At 62.4% G+C, this 14,576-nt stretch carries 12 protein-coding genes; 8 read left to right on the top strand and 4 right to left on the bottom strand.

What is annotated here, in order from left to right; translation table 11 throughout:
• Positions 1-62 precede the first annotated feature (62 nt).
• Positions 63-1,550 (top strand): xylulokinase, encoded by a 1,488-nt coding sequence (gene xylB / locus R3F72_RS06160; RefSeq protein WP_332779193.1) that lies wholly within the window; start codon positions 63-65, stop codon positions 1,548-1,550.
• A gap of 292 nt (positions 1,551-1,842) precedes the next feature.
• Positions 1,843-2,799, top strand: coding sequence for a transaldolase (gene tal, locus R3F72_RS06165; protein ID WP_087718447.1), 957 nt, complete (start codon positions 1,843-1,845; stop codon positions 2,797-2,799).
• A gap of 412 nt (positions 2,800-3,211) precedes the next feature.
• On the opposite strand, the gene R3F72_RS06170 is transcribed toward tal, so the two are convergent.
• A complete protein-coding gene (locus tag R3F72_RS06170) occupies positions 3,212-4,207 on the bottom strand; it encodes an LLM class flavin-dependent oxidoreductase (protein ID WP_071229785.1) in 996 nt (331 codons plus the stop codon).
• Positions 4,208-4,638: 431 nt separating this feature from the next.
• Between R3F72_RS06170 and R3F72_RS06175 the strand changes: the two genes are divergently transcribed.
• Both R3F72_RS06175 and R3F72_RS06180 read left to right on the top strand, forming a co-directional pair.
• Positions 4,639-6,273, top strand: a complete 1,635-nt coding sequence (locus R3F72_RS06175; protein ID WP_332779194.1) for a BCCT family transporter — start codon at positions 4,639-4,641, stop codon at positions 6,271-6,273.
• Positions 6,274-6,505: 232 nt separating this feature from the next.
• Positions 6,506-6,724 carry a hypothetical protein gene (locus R3F72_RS06180; RefSeq protein WP_332779195.1) on the top strand — a complete coding sequence of 73 codons (219 nt, stop codon included), beginning with the start codon at positions 6,506-6,508 and terminating at the stop codon, positions 6,722-6,724.
• A 51-nt stretch (positions 6,725-6,775) separates the two neighbouring features.
• Here R3F72_RS06180 and R3F72_RS06185 read toward each other — a convergent pair whose 3' ends face one another.
• Complete coding sequence (locus tag R3F72_RS06185) at positions 6,776-7,474, bottom strand: GntR family transcriptional regulator (RefSeq protein ID WP_071230000.1); 699 nt, start codon at positions 7,472-7,474, stop codon at positions 6,776-6,778.
• Positions 7,475-7,674: 200 nt separating this feature from the next.
• On the opposite strand from R3F72_RS06185, the gene R3F72_RS06190 reads away from it, so the two are divergent.
• The 4 genes from R3F72_RS06190 to madM all read left to right on the top strand — a co-directional run bounded on the left by R3F72_RS06190 (position 7,675) and on the right by madM (position 11,938).
• Positions 7,675-9,039: a malonyl-CoA decarboxylase gene (locus tag R3F72_RS06190; protein ID WP_332779196.1), complete on the top strand. Its 1,365-nt coding sequence runs from the start codon at positions 7,675-7,677 to the stop codon at positions 9,037-9,039.
• 36 nt (positions 9,040-9,075) lie between these two features.
• Positions 9,076-10,614 (top strand): malonate--CoA ligase, encoded by a 1,539-nt coding sequence (locus R3F72_RS06195; protein WP_303854578.1) that lies wholly within the window; start codon positions 9,076-9,078, stop codon positions 10,612-10,614.
• 146 nt (positions 10,615-10,760) lie between these two features.
• A complete protein-coding gene (madL, locus tag R3F72_RS06200; protein ID WP_087718453.1) occupies positions 10,761-11,162 on the top strand; it encodes a malonate transporter subunit MadL in 402 nt (133 codons plus the stop codon).
• Between the two features lie 14 nt (positions 11,163-11,176).
• Complete coding sequence (madM, locus tag R3F72_RS06205; protein WP_303854579.1) at positions 11,177-11,938, top strand: malonate transporter subunit MadM; 762 nt, start codon at positions 11,177-11,179, stop codon at positions 11,936-11,938.
• A 90-nt stretch (positions 11,939-12,028) separates the two neighbouring features.
• On the opposite strand, the gene R3F72_RS06210 is transcribed toward madM, so the two are convergent.
• Both R3F72_RS06210 and R3F72_RS06215 read right to left on the bottom strand, forming a co-directional pair.
• Entirely contained in the window at positions 12,029-13,402 is a 1,374-nt protein-coding gene (locus tag R3F72_RS06210) for a GGDEF domain-containing protein (RefSeq protein ID WP_303854580.1), read from the bottom strand.
• A 56-nt stretch (positions 13,403-13,458) separates the two neighbouring features.
• Positions 13,459-14,235, bottom strand: coding sequence for an EAL domain-containing protein (locus R3F72_RS06215; RefSeq protein ID WP_303854581.1), 777 nt, complete (start codon positions 14,233-14,235; stop codon positions 13,459-13,461).
• Positions 14,236-14,576 lie beyond the last annotated feature (341 nt).

Genomic DNA, 14,576 nt, shown 5'->3' on the forward strand with positions numbered 1-14,576 from the left:
GTCGGCGTTCACGCCGGCCATGGCGCCGGGCTGGAATCTGAACTGATCGAGGGATGGATGCGATGTATATCGGTGTGGATTGTGGCACGCAGAGCACCAAGGTCGTGGTGGTCGATGGAAGCGACGGCCGCATCGTTGGCGAAGCCTCTCGTCCCCACAGGCTGGAGCAGGGCGACCACGGCCGGCGGGAGCAGCGTATCGAAGAGTGGACCGAGGCATTTCGTGGCGCACTCGGGGAGGCGTTGAGCAACGCCGGCGTGGAGGCGGTCGCGGTCCGTGCCATCGGTATCTCGGGGCAACAGCACGGCATGGTCGCGCTGGATGGCGACGGCGTGCCGGTGCATCCGGCCAAGCTCTGGAACGATACCGAAACCGCGGAGTGGAACGAACGGCTGATCGACCGGCTCGGCGGGGAGCAGGGTTGTATCGACAAGCTGGGCCTGGTGCTGCAGACCGGCTATACCGCTTCCAAGATCGCCTGGCTGCGCGAGACGCATCCACAGGTGTATCGGCGGATCGCCACGCTGTTGCTGCCGCACGACTATCTCAATTTCTGGCTGACCGGGGAACGTGTCGCCGAGCCGGGCGATGCTTCCGGCACCGGCTACTTCGATACGCGCACGCGGACCTGGCGTCGCGACGTGTTCGAGATTATCGCCCCGGAGCTGGATGCCGACAGCGTGCTGCCCAGGCTGATCGATTCCCGCCAGGCGGTCGGCACGGTTCGCCCGGCGCTGGCGCGGGAGCTGGGCCTTGGCGACGACGTGCTCGTCTCCAGCGGCGGTGGCGACAACATGATGGGCGCCATCGGCACCGGCAATATCGAGCCGGGCCGCGTCACGATCAGCCTGGGTACCTCCGGCACCATCGCCGTCCATTCGCCGGATCCGGTGGTGCCGGACAACGCCATGGTGGCGAACTTCTGCGCCAGCCACGATGGCTGGCTGCCGCTGATCTGCACCATGAACGTGACCTCGGCCACGACGACGCTGCGGGAACTGGTCGGGCTCGATATCGAGGGTTTCAATCGTGCCGTCGCCAAGGCCGAGCCGGGGGCGGGCGGCATCACCCTGCTGCCGTTCTTCAGCGGCGAGCGGGTGCCGGCGCTGCCGCAGGCCCAGGCGAGCATGAGCGGCATGACCAGCTTCAATACCACGCCGGAAAACCTCTGCCGTGCCGCCGTCGAGAGCGCGACGTTCGGGCTGCGTTATGGACTCGAACTGCTCGGCCCGCTGGCGAGCCAGGCCACCCAGGTACGCCTGGTCGGCGGCGGCGCGAAAAGCCCGATCTGGCGCCAGATCGTGGCCGACGTGCTCGATGTCGAAGTGGTCTGCCCGGAAGTGACCGAGGCGGCAGCCTTCGGCGGCGCGATTCAGGCGCGCTGGTGCGACGATCGCGAGTCCGAGGTGGCACTGGACACGCTCTGCCGGGACTGGGTCAAGCTGGACGAATCCACCTTGACCCGACCCCAACCGGAAACCGTGGCCAGCTATCACGGTATTTATCGGCGCTACCGCGACGCGCTGAGCCGCGAGCACGGTATCGCCTGAGTCTTCGGTTTCCGGCAGTCGGTGGCGGCTGTCGGGCCTTGAAATCAAGGCATCGCCTCCTCATCGATGAGTCATGGCACGACGTTCTTTTCCGAAAGAATCCATGATGCCTCGATGACCTGACTCTTTGCAGATCGCGATTCCCGGTCCGGTGACGGTGGATCGGATGCCGCCGATGAGGAATGGCCCGAAACTCGGCAAGGTCCCCGGCGAGAGCCGGGCATCGGTGTTATGCTTTCAGGATCAGGATTGCGACGGGATGCAATCACACGCCACGACGATGGAGCGACTCATGACACAGCAACTCGACTCTCTCAAGCAACTTTCCATGGTGGTTGCCGATACGGGCGATCTGGATGCCATTCGCCGTTATCAGCCCCACGATGCGACTACCAACCCGTCTCTGATTCTCAAGGCGTTCGATCTCGAGGGTTATCAGGATCTGATCAAAGAGACCCTGAGCGCGGTCAAGTCGGAAATTTCCGACCCCGATGCCCGCATCGAAGAGGCGGTCGATCGCCTGTCGGTCGCCATCGGCACCGAGATCACCAAGCTGGTGCCCGGCCGGGTATCCACCGAAGTGGCCGCCAAGCTCTCGTTCGACGAGCAGGCGAGCATCGACAAGGCTCATCACCTGATCGATCTCTACGAGAAGCGCGGCGTCTCCAAGGATCGCGTACTGATCAAGCTGGCCTCGACCTGGGAAGGCATCCGCGCCGCCGAGAAGCTGGAGAAGGAAGGCATCAACTGCAACCTGACGCTGCTGTTCTCCGATGCTCAGGCCCGTGCCTGCTTCGAAGCCGGCGTCTATCTGATCTCGCCGTTCGTCGGCCGCGTCACCGACTGGTACAAGAAGGCGACCGGCACCGAATCCTACGCGCCGGACGAAGACCCGGGCGTCAAGTTCGTTCGCGGCGTTTGCGACTACGCCAGCCGCTACGGGTACGACACCGTGGTCATGGGCGCCAGCTTCCGCAATACCGACCAGATCCTGGCACTGGCAGGCTGCAACCGCCTGACCATCTCGCCGGCGCTGCTTGAGGAACTCTCCTCGGCGGAAGGGGAAGTGACCCGCAAGGTGACCGATACCGGTAGCGGCAGCGAGCGTCTCGACCCGATCGGTGAAGCGCAGTTCCGTTGGGAGCACAACGAGGACGCCATGGCGACCGAAAAGCTGGCCGAAGGCATTCGCACCTTCGCCGCCGACCAGAAGAAGCTGGAAGGGCTGCTGGCCAAGCGTCTCGGCTAAGTCTTTCCTTTCAAGCTCGATGCAGAAACACCCGGCCATGTGCCGGGTGTTTTTTATTGGTGGACCGGACTTGGTGGTGGACCGGACCTGGCTGATTCTTGAGTGAAGAGGGCATCACTGATCGTGAATCAGCGATCCTCACCGTTGATTGACGAGGGGGCTTAACGCTCGCCCCCTCGCCGCTCCCCCTCTTTTTGACGCCGCCGGTCGGCGAAACCCTGGTCGCTCGAGTGACGAACTCGGGTCGACGCGAAAGGGCATCCTGCCCAACGCGCCTCTTGCGTCGTCCATGACGCAAGACCCGGTTCGACACTCGATTGCCCAGCGCCGTCCGGGAAAGGCGTCATCGGGTGGCAGTCGACAGGCTTTGAGGTCGAAATCTACCCGAGGCGTCTTCTGTCGATCGGAGGGGTTACGCCTTCTTCCACACGTCGGCCAGAATCTCGTAGGATTTCACCCGATCAGCGTGATCGTAGCAGTCGGTATTGACCATGATCTCATCGGCGCCGGTGCGTTCGAGCAATTCGTCCAGTTGCTGGCGAACGCGCTCCGGGCCACCGATGACGGCGGCGCCGAGATTCTGCGCGACCATGGCCTGCTCCTGCGGCGACCAGTCGAGTCTTTCCACCGGCGGCTGGGTGCGCGTGCTCTTGCCGCGAATCAGGTTGAGGAACTTCTGCTGCTGCGTGGTAGCCAGGAAGCGCGCGCGCTCGTCGCTCTCGGCCGCGACCAGCGGAATGCCGATCATCGCGTGGGGCTTGTCGAGCACGCCGGGCTGGAAGCCTTCGCGATAGAGATGCAGCGCTTCGATCATGTAACCCGGCGCGAACTGGCCGGCAAAGGCGAAGGGGAGCCCGAGCCTGGCGGCGAGCTGGGCGCTGTAGCCGCTGGAACCGAGCAGCCAGATGGGCACATGGGTGCCTTCACCCGGAATCGCCCGCACCCGCTGGCCGGGCACGCTGTCGCCCAGGTAGCGGCGCAGCTCATCGAGGCGATCGGGGAAATCGTTGACGCCGGCGCGGGGGTCGCGACGCATCGCCTGCATGGTGATGCCGTCGGAGCCCGGCGCACGGCCGAGGCCGAGGTCGATGCGATCCGGGTAGAGCGTGGCCAGCGTGCCGAACTGCTCGGCGATCGCCAGCGGCGGGTGGTTGGGCAGCATGATCCCGCCGCTGCCGATGCGCATGGTCGAGGTGGCCCCCGCGATATGGCCGATCAGCACGCTGGTCGCCGCACTGGCGATCCCGTCGATGTTGTGGTGCTCGGCCAGCCAGTAGCGGTTGTAACCCAGCCGTTCGGTCTGCTGGGCCAGGTCGACGCTGTGGCGGAAAGTCTCCGCCGGTGTGCCGTCGCGCGTGATCGGTGCCAGATCCAGCACCGAGAGAGGAATATCGGCAAGTCGTGACATGAGCGTTCTCGTCGGAGAAATGGGCGGGCGCTCGTTAGCGCCCTCATGATCCTCATCATGAGGGCGTCCGAGGTGAATGCAACCGATATGTGATATCGATTTTGTTTGGCACTCGGACGCGATCTTCCCGAGAGAGCGCTTTTGGGCGATGTCAGCAGGGGACAGGATTGGCTGACGGCGACTGGCGTGCGCCGTCTCGCTGCCGGGACTGGAGCCGATAACCCATCATCGAATAATCCTCCGGCGAATACGCTGAAAGGTAGACCAGGAAGCTAGCCCAAAGGGGACTTACGCCGGGGCCACCCTGACATGATATGTTGGAGTTCCTCGAAGCGTGACTCGAGACAGCTTGCAGTAGCCTCCGCAGAGGCAGAAGGCGTCGTCTACACTGGTGATGTCAAAGGAAATCAGCACAATCAAAAGGGGACGACATGCCCAAGCTTGGTAAACAAGGCGTATTCATCGTCTCGGCGGTGGTGATCGCGGCGATCGTAGCCGTTGGCGCCATTTTCCCGACTGGATTTGGGAATATTGCCAACGCTGCATTGGGTGCGACCACGCACTACTTTGGATGGTTTTATCTGCTATCCGTGTTCGGATTCGTGATTTTTCTGGTCGGCCTGGCGTTCAGCAAGTACGGAAAGATTCGCCTGGGACCGCAGGATAGCAAGCCGACCTATGGCTTCTTTTCCTGGGTGAGCATGCTGTTGGCGGCAGGGTTCGGTGTCGGCCTGGTGTTCTACGGCATGGCGGAACCGATGACCCATTACATGACGCCGCCCTACGGCGACGTGGCGCCGGAATCCGCCGAGTCGGCGCGCTATGCCATTCAGTACGCCTTTTTCAACTGGGGCATTCATCAGTGGGCGGCTTTCTCGGTCGTCGGTCTGATCATCGCCTACTATCAGTTTCGCAAGAACCAGGCGGGCATGGTTTCCAACGTGCTGTCGTCGGTCACCGCCAAGCGTCCGAAGTTGCGTCGTCTCGGACCGATCCTCGATATCTTCGCCGTCGTCGCGACGGTGATGGGCGTGGCGACCTCCATCGGGCTGGCCGTGCTGCAGATCAACGGCGGCCTGCATTTCGTGTTCGATGTGCCTGAAAACATGATGTGGCAGTTCATCATCATGGGAGCGATGTTCATCTGCTACATGATCTCGGCGACGTCGGGGCTGGACAAGGGCATCAAGAACCTGTCCAACCTCAATCTGATCATCTGTTTCGCGCTGATGTTCTACATCCTGTTCACGGGACCGACCATCGCGATTCTCGAGACCATCACGCTGGGCATCGGCGACTACTTGCAGAACTTCATCGGCATGAGCCTGCGAATGTCTCCCTTCGATGACAGCCAGTGGGCGTCCAACTGGACGATTTTCTACTGGGCCTGGGTCATCGCCTGGTCACCGTTCGTGGGCACCTTCGTGGCGCGTATCTCGCGCGGGCGCACCATCAAGCAATATGTCTTCGGCGTGCTCGTCGTGCCGCCGCTGCTGGCCTGCCTGTGGATCGGTGTGTTCGGTGGCGCCGCCATCCAGATGGAAATGAACAGCGATGCGGGTCTCGCCCAGGCGACGGCCGACAACATCACCTCGGCGCTGTTCCAGATGTTCGATCTGATGCCGTTCTCGAACGTGCTGTCGATCGTCGCGCTCTGCCTGATCTTCATCTTCCTGGTGACATCGGCGGATTCCGCGACCTACATCGTCTCGCAGATGACCGATAATGGCTCGCTCAATCCGCCGCTGATGAAGCGGATCATCTGGGGGGTACTGATCGCGGCGATCTGCCTCACGCTGCTTTCTGCCGGTGGCGAGAACGGGCTGAAAGGGTTGCAGTCGGCATCGGTGCTGGCGGCGTTGCCATTCACGTTCATTCTCTACGGCATGATATTCGTGACTCTGAAAGAGCTGCGCGCCGACCGCAAGGCGATGCTGACCGCTCTCTATCGTCGCCATAGCGATACGCCGGTAGGCGCCGATGCATTCGAAGCCGAAGAGCTGGCGGAGGAAGACCGTTACCGCCGCGCGCCGGACATCAAGAACCGTCGCATCAATCCGCGATAGTCGGGCGTGATATCGCGACGGCCCCGGTCCGCCAGGATCGGGGCCGTTTTCGTTGGTGGCATCGTTCTGCCGGCATCAAGTCGAGGGGCGAGGGGCGAGGGGCGAGGGGCGAGGGGCAAGGGGCGAGTGGGCGCGGGGAAAGTGGCGAAGATCGGCGAAAAGACCTAATTTGAAGCTCAATTCAAGAGGCGTGCCGCCGTTAACATAATCATATGACTTGCGGAACTTGCCCATGCGCCCGGCCATGAAGCCCACCAGCCAGCTAGGCCGCCACCAACCAGGCCGACACCAACCAGGCCGACACCAGCTACGCCAAGGCGCGACTCGGCGTTCGCTGGTGCCTGCCGAAGCGCCTGTCGACCGGTGGCTCAATTTGCTGGTCAGCGTATCCGTGGTCACGGCGCTGCTCGTCGGCGGCGTGGCGCTGGTCGTTACCTTGCTGTTCCACTGATCGCCGCGATCGTGGTTATCCGGTGAGCCTCGTTCTCGAAGGCTGCCGATCTCAAGACGAACCTTCTGGCGTCGATCGCTCTTCGCGGCGCCGACGCTGCAATCGCTGCATCGATGCCACCAGGTCGTTGAACCGTTCCCCCTGAATCTGGATGTGAGCCTTGATCGCCGCTTCGGCAGCGTCGGCGTCGCCGCGCTCCAGCGCCGCCATGATCGCTTCGTGCTCGTCGAAACTGCTGGCGAGACGGCGGCGGGCATGCAGCTGCAGGCGGCGATAGGGCTTCAGAATGGCGTGCAGGCGCGAGGCTTCCTGCGCCAGGAAGTCATTATGGCTTGCCTGGTAGATCAGGTGATGAAAGGTCCCGTTTTCGTAGTAGTAACCGTCGGCATCGCCGGCAGCCATGCATTCGCGGCAAGCCGCCTGGGCGCGATGCAGCGCCGCCAGTTCTTCCGGTGTCATGCGCCGCGCCGCCAGACGTGCGCACATCCCCTCCAGCTCCGCCATCACTTCGAAACGCTCGACCAGTTCGGTCACGCTCAACTGGGCGACGAATGTCCCGCGCTTGGGCAGCACGCGCACCATGCCGGATGCGGCGAGCTGCTGCAGCGCCTCGCGGATCGGCGTGCGCGAGCAGTCGTACTCCTGCGCCAGTGCCGCCGGGTCCAGTTTGTCTCCAGGCGCGTAATGGCCTTCGACGATGGCATCCTCAAGCAGGTCGCGAAGCCGCTGGGCATGCGGGATGCGAGCCATATTAGACTTTCTCCTATGTTGACACCGGGCTGGCCGGGGCATAACTGTTATATATAACAGAGCGATGGCATGTATGTTAACAGTCGGTTTCGGAATTCATGCCGACGTTTTTCTGCCAGACCGCTTCGCTCTGCCGAACGCTCGTCGCTGCCGCCGCTGGTGACAGCCCGAGCTCCAGCCACAGACCCGAGAGGGCCGGCATGAACGTCAACATGAATTTTCTGCAGGATCTTCTCTCCAGCATCGGCCGCCGGACACGGGGCCAGCATCTTGCCGGTAGCGAAGATGGCGGAACGCCGAGCAGTCTGGCGCGGCTGACATCGGTATGCGAAACGCTGATGCAGCCCGGCGGCGAGGCGTCGCAGATTCTGATCGCCCAGGAGGCACTGGAGCGCTACGCCTCGCTCGGCGAGAGCGATCGGCTCGCCTTCTTCCAGTTGCTGGGGGAACGCTACGCCGCCGAGCCCGACGCCATTCACGAGGCTTATGCGGCGTATCGCGACAACGGGGACAACGCCAGTCTGCAACGGCTGTTCGCGGCCTGCGAGCCTCGTCGTCAGCACCTGCTGCGGCGGCTGAATCTGTGCCCGGGCGGCACCTACGAACTGGTCAAGATGCGCGCGGACCTGTTGCGCTGCCTCAAGGCGAACCCCGAGCTGGTGCCGCTGGATGCGGATTTCGATCATCTCTTCGCGTCCTGGTTCAACCGCGGCTTTCTGGTGCTGGAGAGCATCGACTGGAACACGCCGGCCGCGGTACTCGAGAAGATCATCCACTATGAAGCCGTTCATGCCATCGGCGACTGGTCGGACCTGCGTCGGCGCCTCGACCCCGAGGACCGCCACTGCTATGCCTTCTTCCACCCGGCCACCGGTGACGAGCCGCTGATCTTCGTCGAAGTGGCGTTGTGTCGGGGTATTCCCGACAGCATCCAGACGATTCTGGAGGGTGGCGACGAGGTGCGTCCGGAGGAGGCCGATACCGCCGCCTTCTATAGCATCAGCAACTGCCAGGCCGGCCTGCGGGGTATCTCGTTCGGCAACTTCCTGATCAAGCAGGTCGTGCAGGAACTCAAGCGCAATCTGCCGAATCTCGAGAACTTCGTGACGCTATCGCCGGTCCCCGGCTTTGCCAAGTGGCTGGCGGCGGAACGCGAAAGCGGTGGCTGCCAGCTCGCCGACGAGATCGCCGAAGGTCTCGACGAGGGGCGCTGGCTGGAAGAGCCCAAACTGCGCGACAAGCTGAATGCCGAACTGCGGGGGCTGGCGGCGCATTACCTGATCGATGTCAAGCGCGATAGCGGCCTGCCGCTGGATCCGGTGGCCCGCTTTCATCTGGGCAACGGCGCCAGCCTGCACCGGCTCAACTGGCCCGGCGATACCTCCGAGAACGGTCGCCGCCAGTCTCATGGCCTGATGGTCAATTATCTCTACGAGCTCGACCGCATCGAGCAGAACCACGAAGCGTTCAGCCGCGAGGGCACGGTGGTCTGCACCAGCGAGATCCGCCGCGATGCCAAGCAGGGGCGCTCGCGCTGCCGTCATGGCTCTCGGACCGATGCCTGATCGATCGTGACCGTTTAACAAAGCAGGAGAGGTGGGATGAACCAGAGTCTGTATCTGCAATTTTCGGGCAATTTCGAGCGCCGCCCGGACAAGGTGATGATTGATACACCGAGCGGCGAGCAGTATCGCTATCGCGACGTGCTTTCCACTTCGCGGCGCATGGCGCGGGCCCTCCGCGAAAGCGGCGTGGTGCCGGGCGACCGCGTCGTGGTGCAGGTCGACAAGAGCCCGCAGGCGATCATGCTCTATCTGGCCTGCCTGCAGACGGGGGCGGTCTACCTGCCGCTCAATACTGCCTACACGGAGGCGGAAGTCGAATACTTCCTGACAGACGCCGAGCCGCGATTCTATGTCTGCCGCCCGGACGACATCGACACCGCACGGCGGTTGGCACAGCGCTGTGGGGTATCGGTCGTCGAAAGCCTGGGCGCGGAAGCCGACGGGTCGTTGATGGAACGGGTCGCCAAGGCCGAGGAAGATCCGCACATCGCCGAGCTGGAAGCCAACGATCTGGCCTCGATCCTGTATACCTCCGGCACCACCGGGCGCTCCAAGGGTGCCATGCTGAGCCACGGCAATCTCGCTGCCAACAGCCAGGCGCTGGCGCAGTCCTGGCGCTTCAGCGCCGACGATCATCTGCTTCATGCCTTGCCGATCTTCCACACTCACGGACTGTTCGTGGCGTGCAACATCATCCTGACCGTCGGCGCTTCGATGACCTTCCTGCCCAGGCTCGATGCCGAGCAACTGCTGGATCTGATGCCACGGGCAACGGCCTTGATGGGGGTGCCGACGTTCTACACCCGCCTGCTGGCCAGCCCGCGGCTGAACAGGGAGACCACCGCGAACATGCGCTTGTTCGTGTCCGGCTCCGCGCCGCTGCTGGCGGAAACCCATCGGGAATTCAGCGAACGTACCGGCCACGCCATTCTCGAACGCTACGGCATGACCGAGACCAATATGAACACCTCGAACCCCTACGACGGCGAGCGTCGGCCGGGCACGGTCGGTTTCGCGCTGCCGGGTAGCGAGGTCCGCATTACCGATCGCGAAACCGGCAAGGCGTTGCCGGCGGAGGAAACCGGTCTGGTGGAAGTTCGCGGGCCGAACGTTTTCCAGGGCTATTGGCGAATGCCGGAAAAGACCGCCTCCGAGTTTCGCGACGACGGCTTCTTCATTACCGGCGATCTCGGGCTGATCGACGAAGACGGCTATCTGCACATCGTCGGCCGCGACAAGGATCTGGTGATCTCCGGCGGCTACAACGTCTATCCCAAGGAGATCGAGCAGTGGATCGACGAGCTGCCTCAGGTGGTGGAGTCGGCCGTCATCGGTGTCGCCCATCCTGATCTGGGCGAGGGGGTGACCGCGGCGGTGGTATTGAAGCCGGGGGAATCGCTAGACGAGTCTGACGTGCTGGCGGCGCTGAAGGACAAGGTGGCGCGCTACAAGCAGCCGAAGCGGGTGTTCTTCATCGATAGCCTGCCACGCAACGTCATGGGCAAGGTCCAGAAGAACGCGCTGCGCGAACGCTATGCCGATATCTACCTGAGTGCCGAAACGGCAAACCCATGAATATCGCGAGAGGTTTTTCACCCTCGCCGCGCGGGTAACGCGGCACGGCCGTCACGCCGGGCGTGGCGGTCCCGATACACGCCAAGCTCCGACAACCGGGCCAATCATAACCATTCTCTATAACAGTGCCCCAAGAGGTGACAACGATGGTGATCTACGGTGTAGCACTCCTGGCCGGCTGCATGCTGGTCGGGCTAATCATCGGCGACGTACTCGGCCAGTTGCTGGGAATCGATGCCAATCTGGGCGGTGTGGGCATTGCCATGCTGCTGCTGATCTTCGTGACCGGCTACCTCAAGGATCGCGGCAAGCTGCCGGAGACGACCGAGAGCGGCATCAACTTCTGGAATGCGATGTACATTCCCATCGTCGTTGCCATGGCGGCCAGCCAGAACGTGGCGGCTGCCTTCAGTGGCGGCATGGTGGCGATCCTGGCCGGAGTGCTGGCCGTCGTGCTGGGGCTGGCGCTGGTTCCCGTGCTGACCGGCAGGAAGGTCGACGATGCGAGCCCGCTCGACTCGACGCCAACAGCCCATAGCGGCCACTGAAAGGGGAGGCTCGCATGAACGATTCCATTGTGTCGCTGGTCGACAAGTATCACCTGATTGCCGCTTTTGCCGTGATCGGCCTGACCATGTACGTGGCGTACTGGCTCAGTCGCCATCTCACCGCGGGCCGTCTGCATGGCTCGGCAATCGCGATCATCATCGGCTTGATCCTCGCCTATGTCGGTGGGGCATCCACCGGCGGCAGCAAGGGGCTTTCGGATGTCACGCTGTTTTCCGGCCTGGGATTGATGGGGGGCGGCATGCTGCGGGATCTGGCGATCATCGCCACTGCGTACGGCGTGCGTCTGCAGGAGGTCAAGAAAGCAGGCCTGCGTGGCGTGATCGCCCTGTTTCTCGGCGTGCTGGTGTCGTTCGTGGCGGGGGCCGTCGTCGCGATCGGCTTCGGCTATACCGACCCGGTCGACATCACCACGATCGCGGCCGGCGCGGTGACCTATATCGTCGGACCGGTGACCGGGGCCACGCTGGGCGCGAGTTCGGAAGTGATCGCGCTGTCGATCGCCGCCGGCCTGGTCAAATCGATCCTGACCATGATCGCGACACCGATGACCGCAAAGCTCATCGGGCTGGATAACCCGCGCTCGGCGATGATCTTCGGTGGCCTGATCGGAACGACCAGCGGCGTCGCGGCGGGTCTCGCGGCCACCGACGCGCGGCTGGTGCCCTACGGTGCGATGACCGCGACGTTCTACACCGGGCTCGGCATCCTGCTGGCACCGACGGTCCTGTTCCTCGCAGTGCGGGCGATTTTATGAATATCTGCCCGAAAGACCGCTTCGGAGCGACCCAAGTCCGAGCGCTCGTTCCGGAAAGACAGCCAGTGGCGACCGCCCCGGGGGCGGTCGTCAGCCCTGAAACGAGGGGAACATTCGAGCGTGGCAGCGCTCCTGGCAGGAGCTGGAAACGGGAGCGATCGAGACACAGCCTCGGCCGGCCGATTTCGCCTGGTAAAGCGCATGGTCGACTTCCTCCAGTAGCGCTTTTGGCCTCTGCTGGCGGTATTCGCCCACGCCGGCGGAGAAGCTTACGCGGAGGCGCGGTGTGCTCAAGGTGCGTTGGCGAAGTTGCTTCAGGACGCGGTCTATCGTGGTCTGTGCCGAAAAACGATCGACCCCGGGCAAGATCACCAGGAACTCCTCTCCGCCCCAGCGAACCAGGGTATCGCCCGAACGCAGCGCGCCGGTCATGAAGTGGCTGAATTCCGTTAGCACTTCGTCGCCGACGGCATGGCCGTAGCGATCGTTGATCTCCTTGAAGTGATCCAGATCGAGCATGGCAATGGCGACCTTTTCGCCGTAACGCTGGCTTCGCTCCAGTGTCTGTTCGAGCAGTTCCAGGCCGAAGCGACGGTTGTGCAATCCGGTCAGATCGTCTCGCGTTGCCAGATATTCGAGGCGACGGTTCTTTTCCTGCAGCCGGCGTTCGATATCGCATCGCTCGGTGATATCCACGAGAAAGGCGATCCGCTGGGGGCGGCCCGCTTCGTCGTGGCTGATCGTATCCTCGATGATGACGGTGCGCGATGATCCGTCATGCAGCCGGACTTCCACGGCGCGGCGTTGTTCCAGTGCCTTGAGGAAGCTGGCTGCGAGTTGCTTCTCGGCAGCCTGATGATGCTGCGAGGGCAAGAGCTTCCGAAAGTGAGCATTGAGCAGCTCGCTTTCCGCATAGCCGAAGAACTCGCAGAAGGCGTGATTGACCAGCCGCAGATAACCTTCCACATCGATGATGCATACGCCCATGGGCAAGTTCCCGAGCACCTGGCGTAGATGTGGTTGCGCCTGTGGCAGTAGGCCCGGGGTATCGTCGATGGCGGTAATCTCGCCGATGGCGATGAGCACGTGACGCGTGGCACCTTCGTCGGCTCGTGTTTCCAGCGGAGAAATCTTGAGTTTCAGCGCTTGCAGCGGCTGCGCACGTTGGCGGATGTGGAAGCACTGCCACTGACTCGAGTTTTCCGACGAGACATTCAGCAATGCCGGATGATCGCGGCCAGCCGCCGGATAGCGACGAGCGTCCAGCCATTGCCACGGGTCGGCCATGGGGAAGCCATCACCCAGGTGCAGCTGACGTTTCGCCGTCTCGTTGGCATCGACCAGCAGGGGAACGCCGGCATCGAGCCGGTAGATCAGTGCCGCGATATTCAACGTGTCCAGCCCATCCGGCGTGGAAGGGCCCTCGACGGCCTGATGGGATAGCGGATTTTTCGAAGCAACCATAAGCCAGGGTACCGTGATTCGAACGGTGGATGGAGTTGCCAGTCGTATCGCGGTCGTCAGTGTTCGCCACGAACCAGCGCGAAGCGCGATTCGGGGCAGGTCGGTAGTTGTCCTGCGGCCGGTCTGGCAAACCAGTATCCCTGCTGTCTGGCAATACCGTGGCGGTAGAGCCAACGAGCTTCTTCTAGTTTTTCTACACCTTCGGCAATCAGCGTGATGTCCAGCTGACGTGCCAGGGTAATGATGTGTTCCAGAATTCTTTGCTGGCGGGGAGCCGTCTGAATATCGCTGACCAGTTGGCGATCGATTTTCAGTACATCCGGCGAGATGTCGATCAGCAGATCGAGATTGGCATATCCGGTGCCGAAATCATCCAGCGCCGTCTTCATCCCCATTTCATGGTAGCTGGTCACGATATTCTGCAGATGGCACCGATCCCCGACATTTTCGGACTCGGTGATTTCGAAACAGAGCCGGCTCGTCGGCCAGCCGACCCGCCTGGCTGCGGCAAGCGTGGCCTGAATGCATGCCTGCGGTTCGTAGACGGCATTGGGCAGGAAGTTGATCGAGAGCATCCCTTCGGCCCCCAGATCGTGGGCCATTTCGATCGCCTTGACCCGGCAAGCCTGATCGAAGCGGTAGAGGTTGGCGTCGTCGACCCGTGCCAGCACCGAACCGGCGGATTCCCCGCCGCTTCCCCTGACCAGCGCTTCGTAGCCATAGATTCGACTCTCGTCGATGTTCACCAGTGGCTGAAATGCCATGGTGAATTCGAAATCCAGCGGTACGTCGCAGCGACCGCAAACGTTCTCGTGTCTGGCACAGCCCGGCATTGTGTCCTCCTTGACGACATGCACGGTAATGATTGTTTTCTGCTCGACTGGAAATGCGTTCGTCAGCATTTCGACAAGTTAACTAAGCTTAGAATATGTGATTGAGAACGAATAGCACCGATTTAGTAGAAAAGTGTGAATCACGCTGTCCAATGCGTCGCCGATTACCGACGCCGTGAAAATCCGCCTTCAGCCTGCCGGAGTCCATGAAACCTTGTAACTATTCAGGTGGCTGCGGATGGCATGTCGCCAACCACCTGATTTTTTTGGCATAGTGTGCCTGATCCTTCGGCACGTCTATGCGGTGACATGACCATCAGCGATATCAACGTCGACGAGGC

The organism is Salinicola sp. 4072, from assembly GCF_036663415.1.
GTDB lineage: Bacteria > Pseudomonadota > Gammaproteobacteria > Pseudomonadales > Halomonadaceae > Salinicola > Salinicola salarius_A.

Coding starts and splice junctions, on each gene's coding strand:
- tal (WP_087718447.1), top strand. CDS start 1,843: ATGACACAGCAACTCGACTCTCTCAAGCAACTTTCCATGGTGGTTGCC.
- R3F72_RS06215 (WP_303854581.1), bottom strand. CDS start 14,235: ATGCCGGGCTGTGCCAGACACGAGAACGTTTGCGGTCGCTGCGACGTA.
- R3F72_RS06175 (WP_332779194.1), top strand. CDS start 4,639: ATGCCCAAGCTTGGTAAACAAGGCGTATTCATCGTCTCGGCGGTGGTG.
- R3F72_RS06180 (WP_332779195.1), top strand. CDS start 6,506: ATGCGCCCGGCCATGAAGCCCACCAGCCAGCTAGGCCGCCACCAACCA.
- madM (WP_303854579.1), top strand. CDS start 11,177: ATGAACGATTCCATTGTGTCGCTGGTCGACAAGTATCACCTGATTGCC.
- R3F72_RS06185 (WP_071230000.1), bottom strand. CDS start 7,474: ATGGCTCGCATCCCGCATGCCCAGCGGCTTCGCGACCTGCTTGAGGAT.
- madL (WP_087718453.1), top strand. CDS start 10,761: ATGGTGATCTACGGTGTAGCACTCCTGGCCGGCTGCATGCTGGTCGGG.
- R3F72_RS06195 (WP_303854578.1), top strand. CDS start 9,076: ATGAACCAGAGTCTGTATCTGCAATTTTCGGGCAATTTCGAGCGCCGC.
- xylB (WP_332779193.1), top strand. CDS start 63: ATGTATATCGGTGTGGATTGTGGCACGCAGAGCACCAAGGTCGTGGTG.
- R3F72_RS06210 (WP_303854580.1), bottom strand. CDS start 13,402: ATGGTTGCTTCGAAAAATCCGCTATCCCATCAGGCCGTCGAGGGCCCT.
- R3F72_RS06190 (WP_332779196.1), top strand. CDS start 7,675: ATGAACGTCAACATGAATTTTCTGCAGGATCTTCTCTCCAGCATCGGC.
- R3F72_RS06170 (WP_071229785.1), bottom strand. CDS start 4,207: ATGTCACGACTTGCCGATATTCCTCTCTCGGTGCTGGATCTGGCACCG.